Origin of the sequence: Streptomyces sulphureus DSM 40104, from assembly GCF_000381025.1 — a bacterium.
GTDB classification, from domain to species: Bacteria; Actinomycetota; Actinomycetes; order Streptomycetales; family Streptomycetaceae; genus Streptomyces; species Streptomyces sulphureus.
In genome coordinates this window covers 209,829-230,365 of sequence record NZ_KB905815.1, presented here as the reverse complement: position 1 = coordinate 230,365, position 20,537 = coordinate 209,829, and the positions used below count along the sequence as shown (strand labels likewise).

The following is a 20,537-nucleotide window of genomic DNA, read 5'->3' as shown; positions in this document are numbered from 1 at the left end:
TCCGGCCTCAGGCGTCGCACTCCAGGACCGAGCGGCACGACGAGCACCGGGCACGCACCCTGCCCCGCACCGGTATCCGGATGCGGCGAAGGCAGGTCGGGCAGCGGAACGAGACGCGGGGCGGCGAGCCGGCGTCGAAGGCGTAGGCGGCGTCCGGCTGCGGTACGGGCGGGCGGCCGGCGAGGGCGAGCTTGCGGTCCATGGCGTAGCGGGCGCGCGTCGTCCAGCCGGCGGCCGTGAGCGGCGGCTGCCGCCGGTCGCGCGCGGCGAGGGTGCGGCCCGCCGCGTACGCGTCGTACGCCTGCGGGCTGGTGAACCAGACGGCCGGGTCCTCGCCGTTGAGCTCGGCGCGCTTGGCGAGGACGTAGCCGAACTCCTCAGGCGTGAGGTAGCCGAGCTTCTGCGAGGTGAGCGCGTCCTGGCGGAAGGCGTCGAGGAGGAGCCAGCCGGCGCCGAGGTAGGCGGCGGCCGTGTCGGTGAGGATCTCGTTCTCGCCGACGGTGCCGAAGGCGAGGTCGAGCCGGTGCAGCAGCACGTGCGCCACCTCGTGCGCGAGGGCGGCGCCGACGTCCCTGCGGTGCGCCTTGAACCGCGTGTTGAGCTCGACGAAGTACTCGGGCCCCGCCTCCAGTTCGACGTTGGCCGCGTGCTCCATCTCGCGGAAGCTGACGATCACGCGGGCCTCGGGCAGCCGGTAGTGGCGGACGACGGCAGCGGCCACCTGCTGGACGCCGAGGTGGAGTTCGTCGTCGTCGGCGAAGGCGACCTCGGCGGGGGAGAGGCTCGCATCCCAGGTTCTCAGGGTTTCGTACGACAGGCGGCGGTGGAGGGCGGCGATGGCGTCGCGGACCGTCTCCAGGTGCGGGAAGCCGTGTTCGACCGGGTCGGCCGCGCCGCGTCTGCCACCCGTGCCCATCGCGCACCACCTCGGACCCTCGTGCCTGCGGTCGTTCCACTCTACGGGCGGATACCCGGCTCCCGGCGGGCGGTACGGAAAGCGGGTGCGTATCGCGGGTGCGCTCGTCCTCGTCACCGCGACCGCCGGATGCACGCCGACCGTCGACGGTCGTGAGCCGGCTTCCTCCGGCGGGACCACCGCAGCGGACGGGCCCTCGGAGGACCTGGGCTAGGGTGCCGTTGGCGGTCCGCGTGCCGCTCACCGCACAGCCCGCAGCGACGACACTGGAGCAGAGCACCAGCCGATGGAGAAGAACGAGATCGACACCGCCGTGCGCGAGGAGTTGGCGGAGCTGCGGGACAGCATCGACAACATCGACGCGGCCGTGGTCCACCTGCTCGCCGAGCGCTTCAAGTGCACCCAGCGCGTCGGCAGACTCAAGGCGGGGCACGGACTTCCGCCGGCCGACCCGGCCCGCGAGTCCCGGCAGATCGACCGCCTCCGCAGCCTCGCCGAGGACGCCAAGCTCGACCCCGCTTTCGCGGAGAAGCTGCTCAACTTCATCATCGCCGAGGTGATCCGGCACCACGAGCGGATCGCTGAGGAGGGCACGGGCAGCGGGGACGCAGCCGTCGGCTGAATGGGCACGCGCGCAGCTCGGTCGCCCGGGAGCGCGCTCGCTGCGCGTCAAGTGCTTCGACTGCGCGGTCAGTTGGCGGTCCGGAGGGTGCCGGCGTCCGCAGTGCCGCTTTCGTCCCGCCGGCCGGGACGGGGCTGCTCAGCGGGGCGTCCGCGCAGGGTGCTCCGGGGTGCGCGCTGAGAGGGGCGGTGTGCCGGGGCGCTGAGCGCCGGCGAAGATCGCCACCATGCCGACGACCTCGTCGGCGACGCTGCGGGGCCACTCGTGGTCTCCCCGGCGGGAGCGGCCCGCGACGATGCCGTGGAGGGCCGTCCAGAGCTGTTCGCCCCTCTCCAGCGCCTCCCCGGGGGCGAGTCCGGGGTCGACCGCGCGCAGGTCCTCGGCCAGGGAGGCCGTCCGCTCCTCCATCCACGCGCGGACGGCGCCGGTCCCCTTGAGCCAGTCGACGCTCTCGAAGAGCAACTGGTAGGGGCCGGGGCGCTCCAGCGCCCAGCCGACGTAGGCGAGAGCGAACGCGTCGAGACGCTCCCGCGGCCCTGCGGCTGCGGTCACCGCCGCCTCGGCCCGCTCCCGCGCCTCGGCGAAGTGCATGTCGAGCACGGCGTCGATGAGCGCCGTGCGTGAGTCGAAGTGCAGGTAGACGGCGGTCGCCGAGACGTCGCAGGCGCGGGCCACCGCGCGGAGCGAGGGGGCTGGGGCGGTGCGCGGCTCCTGTAGCAGCCTCGATGCCGCCTCGATCAGGGACCGCCGCAGGTCGCGGCCGCCCCTGCCTGCCGTGTCGCCGGCCATTCCCATCCTCCGGGCGCTTCCGGGACTTGTTGGTTGACAGGTGTCAATGTACCGTGCTGACCCGGTACTTGACACCTGTCAACCCTGGGGGCTTCATGCGGAGGGTCACGGTCGTCACCGGAGCGAGTTCCGGCATCGGCGAGGAGTTCGCACGCAGGTTCGCGAGCCGGGGCGACGACCTGGTCGTGGTCGCCCGGCGCGTCGAGCGTTTGGAACGCCTCGCGGCACAGTTGCGGGAGCAGCACGGGGTGAGGGTGACACCCGTCGCGCTGGACCTCACCGCTCCCCGGCCCGGTCGGGCACTGCGTCACCGGCTCGCCCAGGAGGGCGTCGTCGCCGGCGCACTGGTGAACTGCGCCGGGTACGGCAGGGCCGGGGCGTTCGCTCGGGCCGATGCGGAGGAGACGGCCCGGCAGATCGCCGTGGACGTCACCGCCCTCACCGATCTGACCAAGGCCCTCTGGCCCGACCTGCTCGACGCCGAAACGGGGCTGTTGCTCAACGTGGCCAGCCTCACCGGGTACGCGCCGATGCCGGGGATGGCCGTCTACGCGGCGGCGAAAGCCTTCGTGGTCTCCTTCACCGAAGCCCTGTGGGTCGAGGCGCGCGGTAGCCGGCTGCGCGTGCTGTGCCTGTCGCCCGGCCCCACCAGCAGTGAGTTCTACGGGACTTCGGCAACGTCCACCGACGGGGTCCGCTTCCAGACTCCGCAACAGGTCGTCGACGCGGCCTTCCGCGCGCTGGGCAAGCGACGGCCCACCGTCGTGTCGGGGCGCACGAACGCCCTTGCCGCGACCCTGATGCGGGTACTGCCCCGGCGGCTCGTCCTCGCGCTGACGGCGCGACAGGCGCCCCGGCCCTCCGTCGCCGCCGCGTGAGCCCCGCTTCCGCTGCGGCGACAGGCAGCGGTGGGACGGGCTCGTACTTCAAGTCCTCCTGAGCGGCGGACGTTCACCCCTCGGCGTCGTCCTCGCCGATGCGGTGCACCCGCACCAGGTTGGTCGAGCCGGGGACGCCGGGCGGGGAGCCGGCCGTGATGATGACGAGGTCGCCGCGCCGGCAGCGGCCGAGCTTGAGGAGCTGCTCGTCGACCTGGTCGACCATCTCGTCGGTCGAGGCGACGGTCGGGCCGAGGAAGGTCTCCACGCCCCAGCTCAGGCTGAGTTGGGAGTGCGTGGCGGTGTCGGGCGTGAAGGCGAGGACGGGGATGGGGGAGCGGTAGCGGGCGAGGCGGCGGACCGTGTCCCCGGACTGGGTGAAGGCGACCAGGTACTTGGCGCCGAGGAAGTCGCCCATCTCCGCGGCGGCGCGGGCGACGGCCCCGCCCTGGGTGCGGGGCTTGCTGCGCTCGGTGAGCGGCGGCAGCCCCTTGGCGAGCACCTCGTCCTCGGCGGCGCCGACGATGCGCGCCATCGTGCGCACGGTCTCGATCGGGTACTTGCCGACGCTCGTCTCTCCGGAGAGCATCACCGCGTCGGTGCCGTCGAGGACGGCGTTGGCGACGTCCGACGCCTCGGCGCGTGTCGGCCGGGAGGAGTCGATCATCGAGTCGAGCATCTGCGTCGCGACGATCACCGGCTTCGCGTTCCGGCGGCAGAGCTTGATCGCCCGCTTCTGGACGAGGGGGACCGTCTCCAGCGGCATCTCCACGCCGAGGTCGCCACGGGCGACCATGACACCGTCGAAGGCGTCGACGATCGACTCCAACTCCTCGACGGCCTGCGGCTTCTCCAGCTTCGCGAGGACGGGGAGCCGACGGCCCTCCTCCTCCATGACGCGGTGCACCTCGCGGACGTCCTCGCCGCTCCGGACGAAGGAGAGGGCGATCAGGTCGGCGCCGGTGCGCAGCGCCCACCGGAGGTCGTCGACGTCCTTCTTGGAGAGCGCGGGGACCGACACGGCGACTCCGGGCAGGTTGAGCCCCTTGTGGTCGGAGACGACGCCGCCCTCCACCACGACGGTGTGCACCAACGGGCCCTGGACCGCGGTGACTTCGAGCCCGACGCGGCCGTCGTCGACGAGGATGCGCTCACCGGGCGCGACGTCCTCGGCGAGACCGGCGTAGGTGGTCCCGCACTTGGTGCGGTCGCCCTCGCAGCCCTCCTCGACCGTGATGGTGAACTCGTCCCCGGCTTCGAGGAACACAGGTCCTTCCTGGAAGCGGCCGAGCCTGATCTTCGGGCCTTGAAGGTCCGCGAGGACGCCCACGCTGCGTGCGGTCTCCTCGGCTGCGCCGCGCACCCGGTGGTAGCGCTCCTCGTGCTCGGCGTGCGAACCGTGGCTCATGTTGAACCTGGCCACGTCCATGCCGGCCTCGACGAGCTCCTTGATCTGCTCGTACGAGTCGGTGGCCGGACCAAGTGTGCTGACGATCTTTGCTCGGCGCATGCTGCGAGCCTACGGCTTACCTGCGGGTAGGTAACTGTGCCCGAGCGACGGCGCAACGGCCTTTCTCTTAAAGGGTGTTGACAAGACTTGAAAGGTGTGCGGCATCCCGCTCTGATGAGCGTTCACCCGCCGCGGCTCAACCCACGGAAGGCGCCGCGATCGGACGCACGTCCCCCAGGCGTCCCGGCGCCCGTGTGCTGGGGGTGCCCGGGTCGGGTTCGCGCAGGCCGAAGCTGGTGAACGCGGTGCGTGGGGGGAGCGGGAAGTGCTCCTCGCCGGTGAGCGAGTTGAGGATCACCGCGCTGCGGTGCGCGGCGAGGCCCAGGTCGGGGGCGCCGACGCCGTGCGTGTGCCGTTCGCCGTTCTGCACGTAGACGGAGCCTGCCACCGAGGTGTCGAGGCGCAGGCGGTAGTCGGCGGTGACGAGGGGGCGGCCGGAGGAGTCCCGGGAGAGGTGCGGGTCGAGGGCTGCGAGGAGCTCGTCGGACGCGCGCTCGCGGTAGCCGGTGGCGAGGACGACCGCATCGGTGAGGAGGCGTCCGCGCTCCTGCTGCTCGGCGTGGACGAGGTGCAGCTCCAGGTGCGTGGTGCCGAGACGTCCCGCGGTGCGCACACCGACCCCGGGGGTGAGCACCACGTCCGGCCAACTGCCCCCGGCCGTACGGCGGTAGAGCTCCTCGTGGACGGCGGCGAGGGTCTCCGCGTCGACCGCCTTGTGCAGTTGCCACTGCTTCGGCAGGAGGGAGTCCCTCGTTTCCTCGGGGAGCGCGTGGAAGTAGCGGGTGTAGTCGGGGGTGAAGTGCTCCAGGCCGAGTTTGCTGTACTCCATGGGCGCGAACGCGGGGCTGCGCGTCAGCCAGTGGAGGCCCTCGTGCCCCGCGGGGCGGCGGCGCAGCAGGTCGAGGAAGACCTCGGCCCCCGACTGCCCCGAGCCGACGACCGTGACGTGCTCGGCCGCGAGGAGCCGTTCGCGGTGGTCCAGGTACTCGGCCGAGTGCACCACGGGGACGGAGGCGCTCTCCGCGAGCGGGCGCAGCGCCTCGGGGACGTACGGCTCGGTCCCGATCCCCAGCGCCACGTTCCGCGCCGCTGCGCGCCCCGGTGAACCCGTGCCGCCGCCCGCGTCGAGCCGGGTGAAGTCCACCTCGAACAGGGAGCGTTGGGGGTTCCATCTGACGGCGTCCACATGGTGCCCGTAGTGCGGACCTGTCCCCGGCGAGCCGGCCGCCCGCTCCGCGAGCCCGTCGCTCACCCAGCGGCAGTACGCGTCGTACTCGGTGCGCTCGATGTGGAAGCGCTCGGCGAAGTAGAAGGGGAAGAGCCGGCGCCTGTCGCGCAGGAAGCGCAGGAACGACCACGGGCTCGCCGGGTCCGCGAGCGTCACGAGGTCGGCGAGGAACGGGACTTGGAGGGTGGCGCCCTCGATCAGCAGGCCCGGGTGCCACCGGAAGGCGCGCTCCCGCTCGAAGCACGCGGTGCGCAGCCCCGGCACGGAGTCCGCGAGCGCCGAGAGCGAGAGGCTGAACGGGCCGCCTCCGATGCAGGCGAGGTCGAGGACCTGCTCGCCTCCGGTTCCGGTGTCCCGCCGTCGGGGTGGGGAGGGTGTCAACTCCGCTTGATATCGGGGGCGTTGCGGGAAGGGGGAGCGCGCGGTGATCTGCCGGTGGTTGTCCGGGCTCGCTGGTTCGGGGGGTGTCTCCGTGCGGTACGGACGCTTGGTTGGTGCCTCGGGTGCCTCGGGTGCGGGCGGCCGGGTGCTGGTGGGTTCGGTGGTGGTGCGCGGAAGTGGTGCGGTGGGCTGCGTGGGTGCCGGGGTGTCCGTGGCGGAGAGGGGTGCGTCGGTGTTCGCCTGCATTGTTCGGGCCGTCGCTTTCGACTGACCCGGGGTGGGTTGAGGGTCTGCCTGCTCGACTGTTTGCTCGGGGGGCGTAGCCCCGGTCGCGTCCGCCGGGGGCGTGCTGCGCAGCTTGACCCGTGGTGCGGGCCGCGCGTCGGTCTGCGCCTGTGCCGGCTGGTTCGGTGGCGTCAACGAGGCGGTCTGCGGGGCGGGTTGGGAATTGGGCTGCTCGGTCGCCTGCTGGGGGAGTGGCGTGCCGGGCGGTCGTGCGGGGCGTGAGTAGTTCTCCGTCGGCGTTGGCTGGTCCGGCGGTGCCGGGAGGGGCTGCTCGTCTGTGTGCGCGGTGAGCGGGGTGCTGGTTGTGTTCGCCGCAGGCGCGGTCCGGGGTCGGTGCGGCTGCGCGGAGTGCGGGTCGGTCTCCGCCTGCCCTGGCCGGTCCGGCGGTGTCGACGACTCGGAGTGCGGCACCGATCGGGGGTCGGGCTGCCCGGTGACCGTCGTGCCGGTCGTGCCCGCCGGGGGAGCGGGCTCGTGCGGCGGTGCCGGACGCCCCGCGGGTTCCGAGTGCGACGTGCCCTGTGCCGCCGGTGCGTTGACGCGGCGCGTTGACGGCTCCGTCGGAGCAGTGGGGGCTGCCGGAGGGCCCGTCTCCCCGTCCGGACCCGGCTCGTGCATCCCGGGACTCTCGTCGCGGGGCGGACTCGGCACCGAGGGGGCGTGCGGGGACAGCCCTCCACGCGCGGGCGGCTCCGACTCCCCGTTCTCCGGCGGGCGCTGCTCCGTCCCGTCCGGCTCGGGACGCTCGACGTCCGGTTCCCGCGTGTGCGGTGGCGGAGCCGACGCGGACTCGACGGCGCCCTGCGCGTCGCCGGGCTCCGCTGCCGCATCCTCGTGCCGTTCTTCCCGTTCTCCCACGTCGTCGGCGGCGGGTCGGGGCGTGCCGTCCCCAGTCGTGGTCGGCTCTTCCGGTCGAGACGGGAGCAGCCCGAGTTCGGCGAGGAAGTCGGCGAAGGTGCTGGAGTCGGCCTCCTGGTCGTAGACCTCGGTGGTGTCCGGGCGTTTCGGCTGCGGCACCGGTTCTCGACGGCCTTGCTGACGCGGCACGTTGCCCAGCGGGGACCCTCCCCCGCCGGCGGACGGGCGCTCCGGGGGCTGGGGTTCTTCGGCCGTCAACTGTTGCTTCCTTCCGGTACCGCGTCGTGGACGAGCTTGAGCAGGGCTGCGAAGTCCGAGTGCTGGACGTGCGGGTTGAGGAGCGTCGCCTTGAGCCAGGTGCCGTCCTCCAGACGGGCGCGGCCGAGGACGGCCCGGCCCTCGGCGAGCAGGCGGCGCCGCACGAGCGTGACCTTCTCGGCGTCCGCGCCCCGCGGCCTGAAGAGGACGGTGGAGAGCACGGGAAGGGAGCGCAGCTCGAACTCCGGTGCGTCATCGATGAGTTCGGCGAACTCCCGCGCCGCGTCGCAGACCCGCTCCACCAGTGCGGCGAGGCCGCTCCGCCCGAGGGCCCGCAGCGTGACGGCGACCTTCACCACGTCCGGCCTGCGGCTGGTGCGGAGAGAGCGGCCGAGGAGGTCGGGGAGGCCCGCCTCGGTGTCGTCCTCGGCGTTGAGGTACTCGGCGCGGTGCGAGAGCGAGCCGAGCCGGCGTGCGTCCCGCACGGCGAGGAGCCCCGCCGCGACCGGCTGCCAGCCGAGCTTGTGGAGGTCGAAGGTGACGGTGTCGGCCCGCTCCAGCCCCGCGACGAGGCCGCGCAGCCGCGGGCTGAAGAGGAGCGGGCCGCCGTACGCCGCGTCGACGTGGAGCGGGACGCCGAACTCGGCCGCGACCGAGGCGATTTCGGGGAGCGCATCGATCGCGCCCGTGTCCGTCGTACCGGCCGTCGCCACGAGGAGGCGGGGCTCCTCCGGGCGCCCGCGGGCGAGGGCGCTGGAGAGCGCGGCCGACGTCAGCACCCCGGCGGGCGTCGGCACCGTCAACGGCGGCGCCAGGCCGAGCAGCCACGCGGCGCGCGCCACGCTGTGGTGCGCGTTGGCGCCGCAGACGAGCCGTACGCCCGGCCCCGCGCGCTCCCGGGCCAGCAGCGCAGCGAGCTGGTTGGCCTCGGTGCCGCCCGTGGTGACGAGCGCGTCGGCGCGGCCCCCGCGCCCCTCGCCGAAGACGAGGGCCGCGAACTCGGCGCAGGCGAGGGCCTCCAACTCCGAGGCGGACGGCGCCTGGTCCCACGAGTCCATCGAGGGGTTGAGCGCGCTCGCCGCGGTGTCGGCGGCCGTGGCGAGGGCGAGCGGTGGGCAGTGCAGATGGGCCGCGCAGTGCGGCTCGGCGGGGTCGGCGGCACCGCGCGCGAGGGCCGAGACGATGGTGTGCAGCGCCTCCTGCGGCCCCCGCCCCTGCTCGGTGAGGAGGGTGCCGCCGAGCCGGGCGCGCAGATCCTCCGCCACGCGCGGCGGCCCGCCGGCGGGGAGCGGTCCGCCGCGTTCGGCCGCGCCTTCCGCGAGCGCGTCGAGGACGGTGCCGAGCAGCGGGCGGAGCGCGGCCGGGCCCGCTGCGCCGCCTGCCAAGGGTGCGGGTTCTTCGGGCGGATACGCAGGCATGGCGGACTCTTTCGCATCGCGGAGCCCGGAGCCGGCGCCCCGGCTCCGGTGGGGTAAGGCCGCCCTAAGCTACGCATCTCGGGCGGTGCACCGCGCCGATCCGCGAGCAGCTTCGCCCGAAGGGGGTACTACCGCGCCGACGGGGTTGCGCGCCCCCTGGAGCCCGTGCGTAGAAGGGTGTTGCTGCTGCCGTTCACGCAGTCACGCGCGACCGCGCCCGCAACGCGCGCCCGAGCTCGTCGAGTTGGTCGACGAGGCGGCGGTGGAGGCCGGCAGGGACGGCGGGAGTGCCAGCGGCGACGCACTCCTCCACCAGGTGCAGCGTCCGCTCGTCCACGAGGCTCGCGGGGAAGGCGTAGCGTCCCGCGGCCTCGCCGATCGTCTGCCCGCGGCGGTGGGCGAGCGCGACGGCGTCCCGCGGGTAGCGGTCGCGGAACTCGCCGAGCAGGGCGTTCTGTTCGGGCTGCCAGAAGCCCTGCGCCGTCGCGGCGAAGAGCCGGTTGGAGAGGGCGTCGGGTTCCTCGAACAGCACCGACCAGGCAGCCGCCTTCGTCTCGGGCAGCGGCAGCGCCGCCCTGCACCGCGCCGCCGACTCGCGCCCCGAAGCCCCGGGGTCGGCGGCGAGCTCCGCGTCGATCTCGTCGGCGGTGGCCGCACCGAGCACGCAGAGGCGCAGCAGCAGCCGCCAGCGCAGCTCGGGGTCGAGGCGCGGGCCGCCGGGCACGGTGCCCTCCTCGCGCCAGGCGCGGAGCGGCTCGGGCGTCGTCGCGCTGTCGATCGCATGGCGGACGGCGGTGAGGCGCAGGTCGGGGCTGCGGTCGCCGGCCGTCGCCGAGAGGAGCTCGGTGCAGGTTGAGGAGAGCAGGTCGAGCGCGGTGCGGCGCTCCTCGGGCGCGAGGTAGCGGTCGGCGAGCGGGTCGCGTGCGAAGGCGAGCACGTGGTGGACGACGGTGCTGTCCGTCTCCCGCGGCAGGTGGTCGAGGAGCGTCTCGACGTAGGCGAGCGGCGGGAGTTCGCCGTCGCGCACCATGTCGCGCGCCGCGTTCCAGACGACGCCGCGGGAGAGCGGGTCGGGGAGCCCGGAGAGGGCGCGGCGCACGGTGCGCCAGGAGCGCGCGTCGAAGCGGACCTTGGCGTAGGTGAGGTCGCCGTCGTTGAGGAGGAGCAGGTCGGGGCGGGCGCCGGTGCCGCCGACCGTCGACTCCCCGCCGTCCGCCGCCAGTTCGGTGGTACGGCACTCGCGGAGCACCAGCCGTCCCCCGTCGGCCGGCGCCAGGTCGTAGGCGCCGAGCAGCAGCCGGTGCGGGCGGCTGCCCGCGTGGTGCAGCACCGCGGTCCAGCCGCCGGGCGCCTGCTCGTCGGGGAAGTCGGGCGTGAGCGTGTCGACCCCCGTGGTGCCGAGCCACCGCTGCGCCCAGGCGGAGACGTCGCGGTCGGTGGCGGTGGAGAGGGAGTCGAGGAAGTCCGGAAGCTCGGCGTTGCCGAAGCGGTGCCGGGCGAAGTGCTCGTTGATGCCGGCGAGGAACGCCTTCTCGCCGATCCAGGCGACGAGTTGACGCAGAGCGGAGGCGCCCTTGGCGTACGAGATGCCGTCGAAGTTGGTGCGGGCCACGGCGGTGTCGTCGACGGTGCCGCGCTCCGGGGCCACCGGGTGGGTGGAGGGGCGCTGGTCGGCGTCGTAGCCCTGCGGCTTCATCTCGACGGCGAAGTCGGTCCACATGCCGGTGTGCGCGGTCGCCTCGTCGAGCACCTGGTAGCCCATGTACTCGGCGAAGGACTCGTTGAGCCAGACGTCGTCCCACCACCGCAGCGTCACCAGGTCCCCGAACCACATGTGCGCCATCTCGTGCGCGACGACCATGCCGCGCAGCCGCCGCTCCGTACTCGTCGAGGCCGACCTGCGGATGTACTCGTCCCGCAGCGTGACGAGCCCGGGGTTCTCCATGGCCCCCGCGTTGAACTCGGGGACGAACGCCTGGTCGTAGGAGTCGAACGGGTAGGGCTCGTCGAAGAGTTGGTGGTAGCGGTCGAAGCAGCGGCGGGTGATCTCCAGGAGCTCCTCCGCGTCCGAGTCGAGTGCGTCGGCGAGCGACCTGCGGACGTGGAGCCCGAAAGGAAGACCCGCGTGCTCGGTCCGCACCGAGTGGTAAGGGCCCGCGACGATCGCCGTGAGGTAGGTGCTGATCGGCGGTGTCCGTGCGCACACCCAGCGGCCCGGCTCCGTCTGCTCGGCGCGTCCGTTGCCGAGGATCGTCCACCCCTCGGGGGCTGTGACGGTGAAGGAGAAGACTGCCTTGAGGTCGGGCTGGTCGAAGCAGGCGTAGACGCGGGGCGCGTCGTTCATGAAGCCCTGCGTGTAGAGGTACGTGCGCCCGTCCGCCGGGTCGTCGAAGCGGTGCATGCCCTCGCCGACGCGGGAGTACGCCATCTCCGCTGCCACCCGCAGCCGGTGCGTGCCGGGGGCGAGGCCCTCCAGCGCGAGGCGGCCGCCGGTGAGGCTGCCGTCCGGGAGCGGGACGCCGTCGAGTTCGGCGCTCAGCAGGGCGGCGGGGTGCAGCTCGGCGAAGGTGGCGCCGGCCTCGCGTGCGGTGAAGCCGATCACGGTGGTGGAGCGGAACCGTTCCTCGCCTGCGGTGAGGTCGAGGTCGACCGTGTAGTCGTGCACGTCGAGGAGGGCGGCTCGGTCCCGGGCTTCGCTGCGCGTGAGTGCCGGCATGTGCGCCATGGTGCCGCATCCCCGTGCGCCCTGCACCGGATTGCTCTCAACGAGAGGGTGCGGCGCGTGCCTTGGGCCGTGCGCAGGTGGGTGGCGGTGGAGTGCCCCGGGTGGGACTCGAACCCACACTGAATGGTTTTTGAGGCCATCGTCTCTGCCAATTGGACTACCGGGGCTCTTCCTCCGCGGTGCTCGCCGGGCGATGCGACGAACACGCCACGAGGGGAGCTGCGTCCACCCGCCGTGCGCACACTTTACAGGACCTCGGTACGCTCTAGAGTCCCACCTGCGCGGAAACGAGGAGCCCAGTGAGCACCGCGGACGCCCCCGAACCCAGCACCCCCGAGGCCGAGCCGGCACCCGACGAGGCGGCGCAGAACCCCGGACAGGACCCGTCCGAGGAGGCCCACGTCCCTCCGGCGACCAGGCGGGTCGTGATCGCCGAGGACGAGGCGCTGATCCGTATGGACCTCAAGGAGATGCTGGAGGAGGAGGGCTACACCGTCGTCGGCGAGGCAGGCGACGGACAGAAGGCCCTCGAACTCGCCCGCGAGCACCACCCCGACCTCTGCATCCTCGACGTCAAGATGCCGGTGCTCGACGGCATCTCGGCCGCGGAGAAGATCGCCGAGGAGTCGATCGCGCCGGTGCTGATGCTCACCGCGTTCTCGCAGCGCGAGCTCGTCGAGCGGGCGCGGGACGCGGGCGCGATGGCGTACCTCGTCAAGCCGTTCAGCAAGAGCGACGTGGTGCCGGCGATCGAGATGGCCGTCTCGCGGTTCACCGAGCTGAAGGAGCTGGAGAAGGAGGTCGCCGACCTCGCCCAGCGGCTGGAGACGCGCAAGCTCGTCGACCGTGCCAAGAGCGTCCTGCAGACGCAGTACGGCCTCTCGGAGCCGGCCGCCTTCCGGTGGATCCAGAAGACGTCCATGGACAGGCGCCTCTCGATGCAGCAGGTCGCCGAGGCCGTCATCGCGGACGGCGAGGAGCGCAAGAAGCAGGGCTGACGCCCGCAACTCCTCGTCGGAGCCCCGGAGTCGACGCGACGGGGCCGGCACGGTCCGCACCGTGCCGGCCCCGTCGCCGCCGCTGAGGCGCCGCGCGCCCGGCGTGCTCAGTCCTCGCCGAGGTACGCCTTGCGGACGGACTCGTCGTGGATCAGCTCCTCGCCCGTGCCCGAGAGCACCACGTTGCCGATCTCCATCACGTGCCCGTAGTCGGCGAGTTCCAGCGCCGCCTGCGCGTTCTGCTCGACGAGCAGGATCGTCGTGCCCTGCGCCTTGAGCTCCCGGATCGTCTCCATGATCTTCTGCATCATGATCGGCGAAAGGCCCATCGAGGGCTCGTCGAGCATCAGCAGCTTGGGGCGGGACATCAGCGCCCGCGCCATCGCCAGCATCTGCTGCTCGCCGCCGGAGAGGGTGCCCGCGGCCTGCCGGCGCCGCTCGCCGAGGATCGGGAAGAGCTCGTAGTAGCGCGCGATGTCCTCCGCGATGCCTTCCGTGTCCTTGCGGAGGAAGGCGCCGAGCCGGAGGTTCTCCTCGATCGACAGCCGCGGGAAGATCCGGCGGCCTTCGGGGGAGTGGGCGAGGCCCATCGCGACGATCTTGTGGGCGCCCACGCCGGCGAGCGGCTGCCCGTCGAAGGAGACGCTGCCTCCCGCCGGCTTGAGGAGCCCCGAGAGGGTGCGCAGGGTGGTGGTCTTGCCGGCGCCGTTGGTGCCGATCAGGGTGACGACCTGTCCGGCCTCGACCGTGAACGAGATCCCTTTGACCGCCTCGATCTTGCCGTAGGCGACCCGCAGGTTCTCGACCTCAAGCAGGGCCATCAGTCCTCGTCTCCTTCCTGCGCCGCCGAGTCGCGGGGCGTCTCGGCCTTCGCGGCGGTGCGTTCCTCGGCCTCGCGCACCTCCGCCGCCTCCGCGCTCCCCGGGTCGTCGTCGAGCGGGGTGCCCAGGTAGGCGGCGATCACCCGCTCGTCGTTCTGCACCGTCTCGGCGTCGCCCTCGACGAGCTTCTCGCCGCGGACGAGGACGGCGACCTTGTCGCAGAGGTTGAAGATGAACCGCATGTCGTGCTCGATCACCAGTACAGCGGTGCCGAGTTCGCGGATCGCCAGCACCAGCTCGCGGGTGGCCGTCGTCTCCGACGCGGTCATGCCGGCCGTGGGCTCGTCGAGGAGGAGCAGACCCGGCTCGCTCGCGAGGGCCCGGGCGATCTCCAGCTTCCGCTGCTCGCCGTAGGGCAGGTTGCGGGCGAGGTGCTCGCGCTTGTGCGCCAGGCCGATGAAGTCGAGCAGCTCCATCGCCCGCTCCTCGGAGGCGCGTTCGGCCCTGCGGAAGCGGGGCAGCCGCAGCAGCGCGTCGAGGAGCCCCTCGCTGGTCCTGGTGTGGCGTCCGACGAGGACGTTCTCCAGGACCGTCATGTTGGCGAAGAGGCGGATGTTCTGGAACGTGCGCGCGATCCCGGCCTCGGTGACCAGGTGCGAGCGGTGCGGCAGCACGCGGCCCTTGTACTGGACGGTGCCCTCGGTGGGGATGTACAGCCCCGTCAGGCAGTTGAAGAACGTCGTCTTGCCGGCGCCGTTCGGGCCGATGAGGCCGACGATCTCGCCCGGGTCGACGGTGAGGTCGACGTTCTGCACCGCGGTGAGGCCGCCGAAGCGCATGGTGACGCCCGTGGCCGTGAGGACGCTGCCGCCGGTGTCGGGCGCCGGCTGCGCCGCTTCCTTCGTGGTCGTCGTGGTCATCGCCTTACGCCTCCGTCTTGCTGAGGCCGCCGCTGCCCGGTGGCACGTCGATCTCTCCTGCGGGCGCCCCGCCCCCGCCGTCCTGGCCGGGTGGTGCGTGGAACTCCAGTTGCTTGCGCCGGTCGGCGATGAGCCCCTCCGGGCGGAACCGCATCAGCAGCACCAGCGCGACGCCGAAGAGCAGTAGCTGGTAGTCGGCCATGAACTGCAGCTTCGCCGGGATCAGGTAGAGCAGCGAGGCGCCGATCAGCGGGCCGCTGACGGTCCCCATGCCGCCGAGGATCACGGCGATCAGCAGGAACGCGGAGTTCGGCGGGGCGGAGTGGACGAACTTGTAGGACTCCGGGTTCACCGAGAACTCCACGTGCGCCAGGACCGTTCCGGCCATGCCGGCGAGTGTGGCGCCGAGCGCGAACGCCATCAGCTTCAGCCGGAAGGCGTTGACGCCCATCGCACGGGCCGCCGTCTCGTCCTCGCGGATGGCGATCCAGGCGCGGCCGATACGGGAGTTGTCCGACCGGCGGAAGATCATCACCACGATCGCGGTGAAGATCAGCATCAGCAGGTAGTAGTTGGCGAACCGGCCGATCTCGAAGCCGAGGAACGCGTGCTCCTCGCCGAAGTTGAAGCCGAACAGCTCCAGGTCCGGGATGTTGGTGACGCCGTTGGGGCCGTTGGTGACGTTGGGGCCCGAGTCGCCGTCGAGGTTCTGCATCGAGATCCGGAAGATCTCCCCGAAGCCGAGGGTGACGATCGCGAGGTAGTCGCCGTGGAGCCGGAGCGAGGGGAAGCCGATGACGAGCCCGAAGACGAGCGCCACGGCGGCGCCGATCAACACCGCGGCCCAGAACGGCACATGGATGCCGAACGGCGAGGTCGGCGAGCCGGAGACCAGCGCGGCCGTGTAGGCGCCGACGCCGAGGAAGGCGACGTACCCCAGGTCGAGGATGCCGGCGAGGCCGACGACCATGTTGAGGCCGAGCGCCACCGTCGCGAAGACGAGCACGCTCACCGCGATGTTGGTGTACGCCTCGTTGCTCTGGGTGATCGGGAAGAGCAGCGCGGCGACGAAGGCCGCGGTGAGCGTCACGTTCCGGTGCTTCGCCGCGAGGCCGGAGAGCCGCCTGAGCAGCCCCGCACGTCCGACGGCCGGCGCACCGAAGCAGGCGAGGATGAGGAAGCCGATGAACGGCGGGCCATCCTCCGCTTCGATGCCGTAGGCGAAGACGTACAGGCCGATGGCGCACGAGGCGCAGATCGCCAGGATCTCCACCCAGCCCGGCGTCTCCTTGGCGGCGCCGGGTGCCGGGGCCTTCAGCGACCCCACGAACCGCCGCCAGGCGCCGGGCTCGGCGTCGTCGCCCGCGACGTCGCGCCCGAGTCCGAGCGCGCCGACGAGAGCGAGGAGAGTGCCGGCGACGGCGACGTACGCGCCCGGCTCCAGGTTGGCGGCGCCGCCGAGTTGGACGGAGATCGCGACCGCCGTGAACCCGGTGGTGGCGAAGGTGCCGAGCGCCCAGAGCAGCACGGGGCTGTGAGCGCCGCCCGGGGTCAGCCACCGCAGCCCCTTGACGCCGTACACGCCGCCGAGGAGCGAGGCGAGGGTGAGCAGCGCGCCCACGAGGGTGAGGATCTGGAGGCCGCCGGGGTAGGCGTAGACGGTGAGGTTCCCCGGGAACTCGGCGGTCCAGGTCCAGGCGAGGAAGGTGGAGAGGAGGCCGAGCACGGCGCCGGCCGCGGTGAGCGCCGCGGCCGCAGGGCGCGGCAGCCGGAGGAGTCCCGGCAGCCGGTCGTCGTCGGTGCGGTGGTCCTTCGCCGAAGCGGCGGTGGTCGGGGTGGAGTTGGTCATCCTTATCACGCCCGGTCCGTTACGCGTTCACCGAGGATGCCCTGCGGTCGGATCAGCAGGACCAGGATGAGCAGCGCGAACGCCCACACGTCCTTCCACGATCCGCCGCCGAACTGCTCCATCCCCGGCACGTTTCCGATGTACGCGATGGCCATCGCCTCGGCGACGCCCAGCACCAGGCCGCCGACCATCGCTCCGTAGATGTTCCCGATGCCGCCGAGCACGGCGGCGGTGAATGCCTTGAGCCCGGCGATGAAGCCCATCCGGAACTGCACCTCGCCGGTTTTGAACCCCTGCGCGATGGCGGCGATCGCGGCGAAGGCGGCGCCGATCGCGAAGGCCATGACGATGATGCGGTCGGTGTTGACGCCCATGAGCTTCGCGGTGTCCGGGTCCTGCGAAGTCGCCTGCATGGCACGGCCGGTGCGCGTCTTGCTGACGAAGAGGCCGAGCGTGAGCATGCAGACGAGAGCGGCGACGTAGATGAACAGGTCCTCGCGCGCGATCGAGACGAAGCCGAGGTCGAAGTCGCCCCCCTCGAACTGCGGGAAGGGACGGGCCTTCTTGGCGTCGGGGTAGAAGGCCCAGATCGCCTGCTGGAGGGCGAGCGAGAGGCCGATAGCGGTGATCAGCGGGGAGAGCCGGGGCCCGCCGCGCAGTGGACGGTAGGCGAAGCGCTCCGCCCCGACGCCGACGAGGACGGCGCAGACGACCCCGAGCAGGATCATCAGGGGGAGCGCAAGCGTGAGGCTGGTGCCTGCGGGCAGCCACAGCCAGGCGGTCAGCGCGCCGAAGCCGCCGATCATGAATATCTCGCCATGGGCGAAGTTGATGAGCTGGACGATGCCGTAGACCATCGTGTACCCGATCGCGATGAGACCGTACAGCGCGCCGAGTGCGAGTCCGTTCGCCAGCTGATCCGGCAGGTCGTTCACCGGGGTTCCTCCGGGGATGTGTCAGATACGGCTGCGCGGGGGCGCGATCGGCGCCCCCGCGCAGCAGCAGCAAGTGGTGCGGGACGGGGCCGGGTTGCCCTGGCGGATCAGCTCTCGCCGAAGGTGCCGGTCTTGACCGCCTTGTGGTCGCCGCCCTTCACCTCGTATACGGAGAGCTGCTTGTTGGTGGTGTCGCCGAACTTGTCGAAGGCGACCTCGCCGGTGACGCCGCTGAACTTGACGCTCTGGACGGCCTTGGCGATCTTCTCGCGCGCTTCGTCGACGTCGTCGGGGAGGCCGTCGCCCTCCTCGGCGACGGCCTTGATCGCCTGGATGATCGCCCAGGTGCTGTCGTACGAGTAGCCGCCGTACGCCTCGTAGGGGAGCTTGTACCCCTGGGCCTTGTAGTTCTTCATGAACTCCTTGGCCGTGTCGAGGGTCTCCAGCGGGGCGCCGACCGAAGTGGCCATGTCGCCCTCGGACTTCTTCTTGTGGAGCTTGATGTACTCGGCGCTGTAGAGCGCGTCGCCGCCGACGGTCGGGAACGTCGCGCCGGCCTTCTTGATCTGGGCCGAGAGCGGGGCGGCCGTCGGGTACTCGCTGCCGATGTAGACGAAGTCCGCGCCGGACTTGGCGACCTTGGTGGCGACGGCCGAGAAGTCGCGGTCGTCCGGGTTGACGTGGTCGGTGCCGACGACCTTGCCGCCGAGCTTCTTGAACTCGGTGGTGAACGTGCCGGCGAGGCCGGCGCCGTAGGTCTTCTTGTCGTCGATGATGTACGCCTTCTTGAACTTCTTCTCGTTGTAGAGGTATTGGGCGGCGAACGGGCCCTGGACGTCGTCGGTGGCGCAGGTGCGGAAGTACGACTCGAAGCCGCGGACCTTGTCGCCGGACTGCCACTTCGCGCCCTGCGTGAGCTGCGGCGCGGTGTTGGCGGGGGAGACCTGCACGAGGTTGGCGTTGCCGAGGACCTTCTGCATCGACTCGCCGACGTGCGAGTTGAGCGGGCCGACGACGCCGTACACTTCCTGGTTGCCCACGAGCTTGGTGGCGTTCTGCTGGCCCGTGCCTGCCTGGCCCTGGTCGTCGAGCGACTCCAGCTTGAACTTGACGCCGTCGACCTCGTTGTTCTTGTTGGCGACCTTGACCGCGAGGTCCGCGGAGTTCTTGATCCCCGCGCCGAGCGCGGACAGGTCGCCGGAGAGCGGCGCGTCGAGCCCGATGACGACGGTCTTGTCCCCGCCGCCGCTGTCGCCGCCGCTGTCGTCGCGAGAGCCGCAGGCGGAGAGCGTGAGAGCTCCCACGGCCACGGCGGTGGTGGAGATGGTGAACAAGGAGCGGTGACGCACGATCTGTCCTTTCCCCTGGCGGGGCCATCGGCGGTGGATGACCTCTTCGCGGCCGCCGGGCCGTACTAGGGGTGGAGTTCGTGCTTGCGTCGCACGCCCGGCGGCGCGGTGACTGGCCGTGACTCTATGGCGATGACATCGGCACCGGCAGAGGTGAGGGGCAGGATGTGACTGTCTTGTTATGACCATGCCTGTGCGGGAACTCCGTGCCGTGCACCTGCGGCTCGGTGGTCCTGTTTCGCCGGGATTTCCCTTTGTTTACGGCGGGCTTTCCGCCGCGCAGCGAACGGGAGTTGGGCGCGAAGCCGCCGCTCGACGGGGGGCTGGGGCGGCAGTGGGGGTGGTGCGTCCGCATAGCGTGCGGAGCACCTGGGTGTGAGGGGCGGAGGTGAGGGCGGACAGGGGGGCGGGATGGTTTTTCCGCCGGACCTTGTTACTAAGAGTGACTGTAGTGGGTGCTGAGGGCGGGCCGGTCGGGTGTGTGATCCGGAGGTGCGGTACGGCGCCGAGCGTGGTGGATCGAGGCGGGTGGTCAAGTGCCGTGTCTGCGCGGGAAGTTGGTCGCGTCCGGGTTTCGGGTGGCGTGGTGTCGGAGCGTCTGACGTGTGGTGTTGGGAACAACTCCTGAGGAGGCCGGGGTAGTTGGCGGTCAGCGGGGTGGATGCGCACATGTGCGGTCATCGACGGGGGAGCGCACGGCGGGCCCTCGTGATGCGGGTGTGTGGACGGGCTGCCGCTCCGGGGGCGCGGCGAGCTGCGGCGGGCGCGAAACGGGCACGGGGGCGCGTCCGGCGGCGCGCGGTCCGGTGCGCGAGGGGGCGTGTCGTCGCGTTGTGTCACCGCTCGCCGCATCTTGCCGTGCGAACCGGCTCTCGTGCTGGGCGAGTTGGGCGCTACGGTGCCGTCGGGTGTCGTGCGCGGGCCTGACGTGTCGGTGGGCGGGGCCGCGGGGTGACCGGGCGGGCCCACTCGGCTCAGGGCCGTGCCCGCTTCCGACGGCGGGGGATGTACGGTGCCCGGCTCGGGCCGTCGCTTCAACGGGGCCGTGTCCAGGGCGGGTTGGGGTGTCGCGACGGTGGCACGTCGCCCGTGTCTCCGCCGGGGCGCGGTGGTGCGGGGTGCCGCACGGCCGACGGTGCGTGAGGCGTACGTCGAATCGCACGACTTGCCCCTAAAGGGATGCGTGAGGGCCGGGCACCGTTGCAGACTGCGGAGGGTGGACCCCGTGGCGGGTTCGCCCCGGGCCCCTCGGTCCGGTGCTGTGTGCTGCGGCCTGCACCGAGTCTGCGTGCGGGCGCCGGCACGCGGAGGAAGCGCGACTCGGCGCAGGCCCCGACCCGAGGCCGGCGCCCGAAGCACTGCCGCCCGCCGGGCGGCCGAGAGGAGCCGAGGATGATGACAGCACCGCCGCGCGAGAGAGGCTCAGCAGGGCTTCGTGCGACCGCATCGGCGACCCCGGCGACGGCCGCGACCGTAGCGATCACCTCCGTGCTCCTCCCCCCGGCACCCCCGTACCCCGGCGAGGGCGACGCACCGGTCGCGGAGGCCCTGCCTCCCCGGCTGCGTCTCGCCGGTGTCGAGGAGGACGACGAGGACTGGCACATCTGCCGCGGCATCGACTGACCTGCCGCCAGCACGACGAAGCCCGCAGCCGGCCGGCCGCGGCCGCGCGCTCGTCGGGCCGGCGGGTGGTGCAGAGAACGCGCTGCACCACCCGCCGGCCTGTGCGGAACGCGGTCGGGGCGCGCACGGGCGGATCACCCGCCTGGGGAATGCGGCTTGTCGGCGGGACGTGGC

General features: G+C 72.2%; 16 protein-coding genes and 1 tRNA gene. 5 read left to right on the top strand and 12 right to left on the bottom strand.

Annotated elements, in window-relative coordinates; translation table 11 throughout:
- Positions 1–7: 7 nt before the first annotated feature.
- Positions 8–916, bottom strand: coding sequence for a hypothetical protein (locus tag F603_RS0109085; protein WP_019545695.1), 909 nt, complete (start codon positions 914–916; stop codon positions 8–10).
- Between the two features lie 85 nt (positions 917–1,001).
- On the opposite strand from F603_RS0109085, the gene F603_RS36220 reads away from it, so the two are divergent.
- Both F603_RS36220 and F603_RS0109075 read left to right on the top strand, forming a co-directional pair.
- A complete protein-coding gene (locus F603_RS36220) occupies positions 1,002–1,130 on the top strand; it encodes a hypothetical protein (protein WP_019545694.1) in 129 nt (42 codons plus the stop codon).
- Positions 1,131–1,202: 72 nt separating this feature from the next.
- The gene (locus tag F603_RS0109075) at positions 1,203–1,538 is read left to right on the top strand and encodes a chorismate mutase (protein ID WP_019545693.1); all 336 of its coding nucleotides are present in this window, start codon (positions 1,203–1,205) and stop codon (positions 1,536–1,538) included.
- Positions 1,539–1,676: 138 nt separating this feature from the next.
- On the opposite strand, the gene F603_RS0109070 is transcribed toward F603_RS0109075, so the two are convergent.
- Positions 1,677–2,327, bottom strand: a complete 651-nt coding sequence (locus tag F603_RS0109070) for a TetR/AcrR family transcriptional regulator (RefSeq protein WP_019545692.1) — start codon at positions 2,325–2,327, stop codon at positions 1,677–1,679.
- 95 nt (positions 2,328–2,422) lie between these two features.
- Between F603_RS0109070 and F603_RS0109065 the strand changes: the two genes are divergently transcribed.
- Entirely contained in the window at positions 2,423–3,205 is a 783-nt protein-coding gene (locus tag F603_RS0109065; RefSeq protein ID WP_019545691.1) for an SDR family NAD(P)-dependent oxidoreductase, read from the top strand.
- Between the two features lie 73 nt (positions 3,206–3,278).
- Here the strand turns inward: F603_RS0109065 and pyk are convergent, their stop codons facing one another.
- From pyk to F603_RS0109040, 5 genes are all read right to left on the bottom strand, one after another.
- Positions 3,279–4,715, bottom strand: a complete 1,437-nt coding sequence (pyk, locus tag F603_RS0109060) for a pyruvate kinase (RefSeq protein ID WP_019545690.1) — start codon at positions 4,713–4,715, stop codon at positions 3,279–3,281.
- A gap of 136 nt (positions 4,716–4,851) precedes the next feature.
- Complete coding sequence (locus F603_RS33440) at positions 4,852–6,570, bottom strand: lysine N(6)-hydroxylase/L-ornithine N(5)-oxygenase family protein (RefSeq protein ID WP_245600751.1); 1,719 nt, start codon at positions 6,568–6,570, stop codon at positions 4,852–4,854.
- A gap of 1,151 nt (positions 6,571–7,721) precedes the next feature.
- Positions 7,722–9,143 (bottom strand): pyridoxal phosphate-dependent decarboxylase family protein, encoded by a 1,422-nt coding sequence (locus F603_RS0109050; RefSeq protein WP_019545688.1) that lies wholly within the window; start codon positions 9,141–9,143, stop codon positions 7,722–7,724.
- Between the two features lie 193 nt (positions 9,144–9,336).
- Positions 9,337–11,868 carry an aminopeptidase N gene (gene pepN / locus F603_RS0109045; RefSeq protein ID WP_019545687.1) on the bottom strand — a complete coding sequence of 844 codons (2,532 nt, stop codon included), beginning with the start codon at positions 11,866–11,868 and terminating at the stop codon, positions 9,337–9,339.
- 93 nt (positions 11,869–11,961) lie between these two features.
- A tRNA-Leu gene (locus tag F603_RS0109040) sits at positions 11,962–12,035 on the bottom strand.
- 132 nt (positions 12,036–12,167) lie between these two features.
- Between F603_RS0109040 and F603_RS0109035 the strand changes: the two genes are divergently transcribed.
- The gene (locus tag F603_RS0109035) at positions 12,168–12,866 is read left to right on the top strand and encodes an ANTAR domain-containing response regulator (RefSeq protein ID WP_019545686.1); all 699 of its coding nucleotides are present in this window, start codon (positions 12,168–12,170) and stop codon (positions 12,864–12,866) included.
- 107 nt (positions 12,867–12,973) lie between these two features.
- On the opposite strand, the gene F603_RS0109030 is transcribed toward F603_RS0109035, so the two are convergent.
- The 5 genes from F603_RS0109030 to F603_RS0109010 all read right to left on the bottom strand — a co-directional run bounded on the left by F603_RS0109030 (position 12,974) and on the right by F603_RS0109010 (position 18,740).
- Positions 12,974–13,690 carry an ABC transporter ATP-binding protein gene (locus tag F603_RS0109030; RefSeq protein ID WP_026328258.1) on the bottom strand — a complete coding sequence of 239 codons (717 nt, stop codon included), beginning with the start codon at positions 13,688–13,690 and terminating at the stop codon, positions 12,974–12,976.
- A complete protein-coding gene (locus F603_RS0109025; protein WP_019545684.1) occupies positions 13,687–14,607 on the bottom strand; it encodes an ABC transporter ATP-binding protein in 921 nt (306 codons plus the stop codon). The genes F603_RS0109030 and F603_RS0109025 overlap by 4 nt, the downstream gene beginning before the upstream one ends.
- A 4-nt stretch (positions 14,608–14,611) precedes the next feature.
- On the bottom strand, positions 14,612–16,456 hold the full coding sequence (locus tag F603_RS0109020) for a branched-chain amino acid ABC transporter permease (RefSeq protein ID WP_019545683.1): 1,845 nt from the start codon (positions 16,454–16,456) through the stop codon (positions 14,612–14,614).
- Positions 16,457–16,461: 5 nt separating this feature from the next.
- A complete protein-coding gene (locus tag F603_RS0109015) occupies positions 16,462–17,391 on the bottom strand; it encodes a branched-chain amino acid ABC transporter permease (protein ID WP_019545682.1) in 930 nt (309 codons plus the stop codon).
- Between the two features lie 107 nt (positions 17,392–17,498).
- The gene (locus F603_RS0109010; protein ID WP_019545681.1) at positions 17,499–18,740 is read right to left on the bottom strand and encodes a branched-chain amino acid ABC transporter substrate-binding protein; all 1,242 of its coding nucleotides are present in this window, start codon (positions 18,738–18,740) and stop codon (positions 17,499–17,501) included.
- 1,392 nt (positions 18,741–20,132) lie between these two features.
- Here F603_RS0109010 and F603_RS0109005 point away from each other — a divergent pair.
- Positions 20,133–20,363 carry a hypothetical protein gene (locus F603_RS0109005; RefSeq protein ID WP_019545680.1) on the top strand — a complete coding sequence of 77 codons (231 nt, stop codon included), beginning with the start codon at positions 20,133–20,135 and terminating at the stop codon, positions 20,361–20,363.
- Positions 20,364–20,537 lie beyond the last annotated feature (174 nt).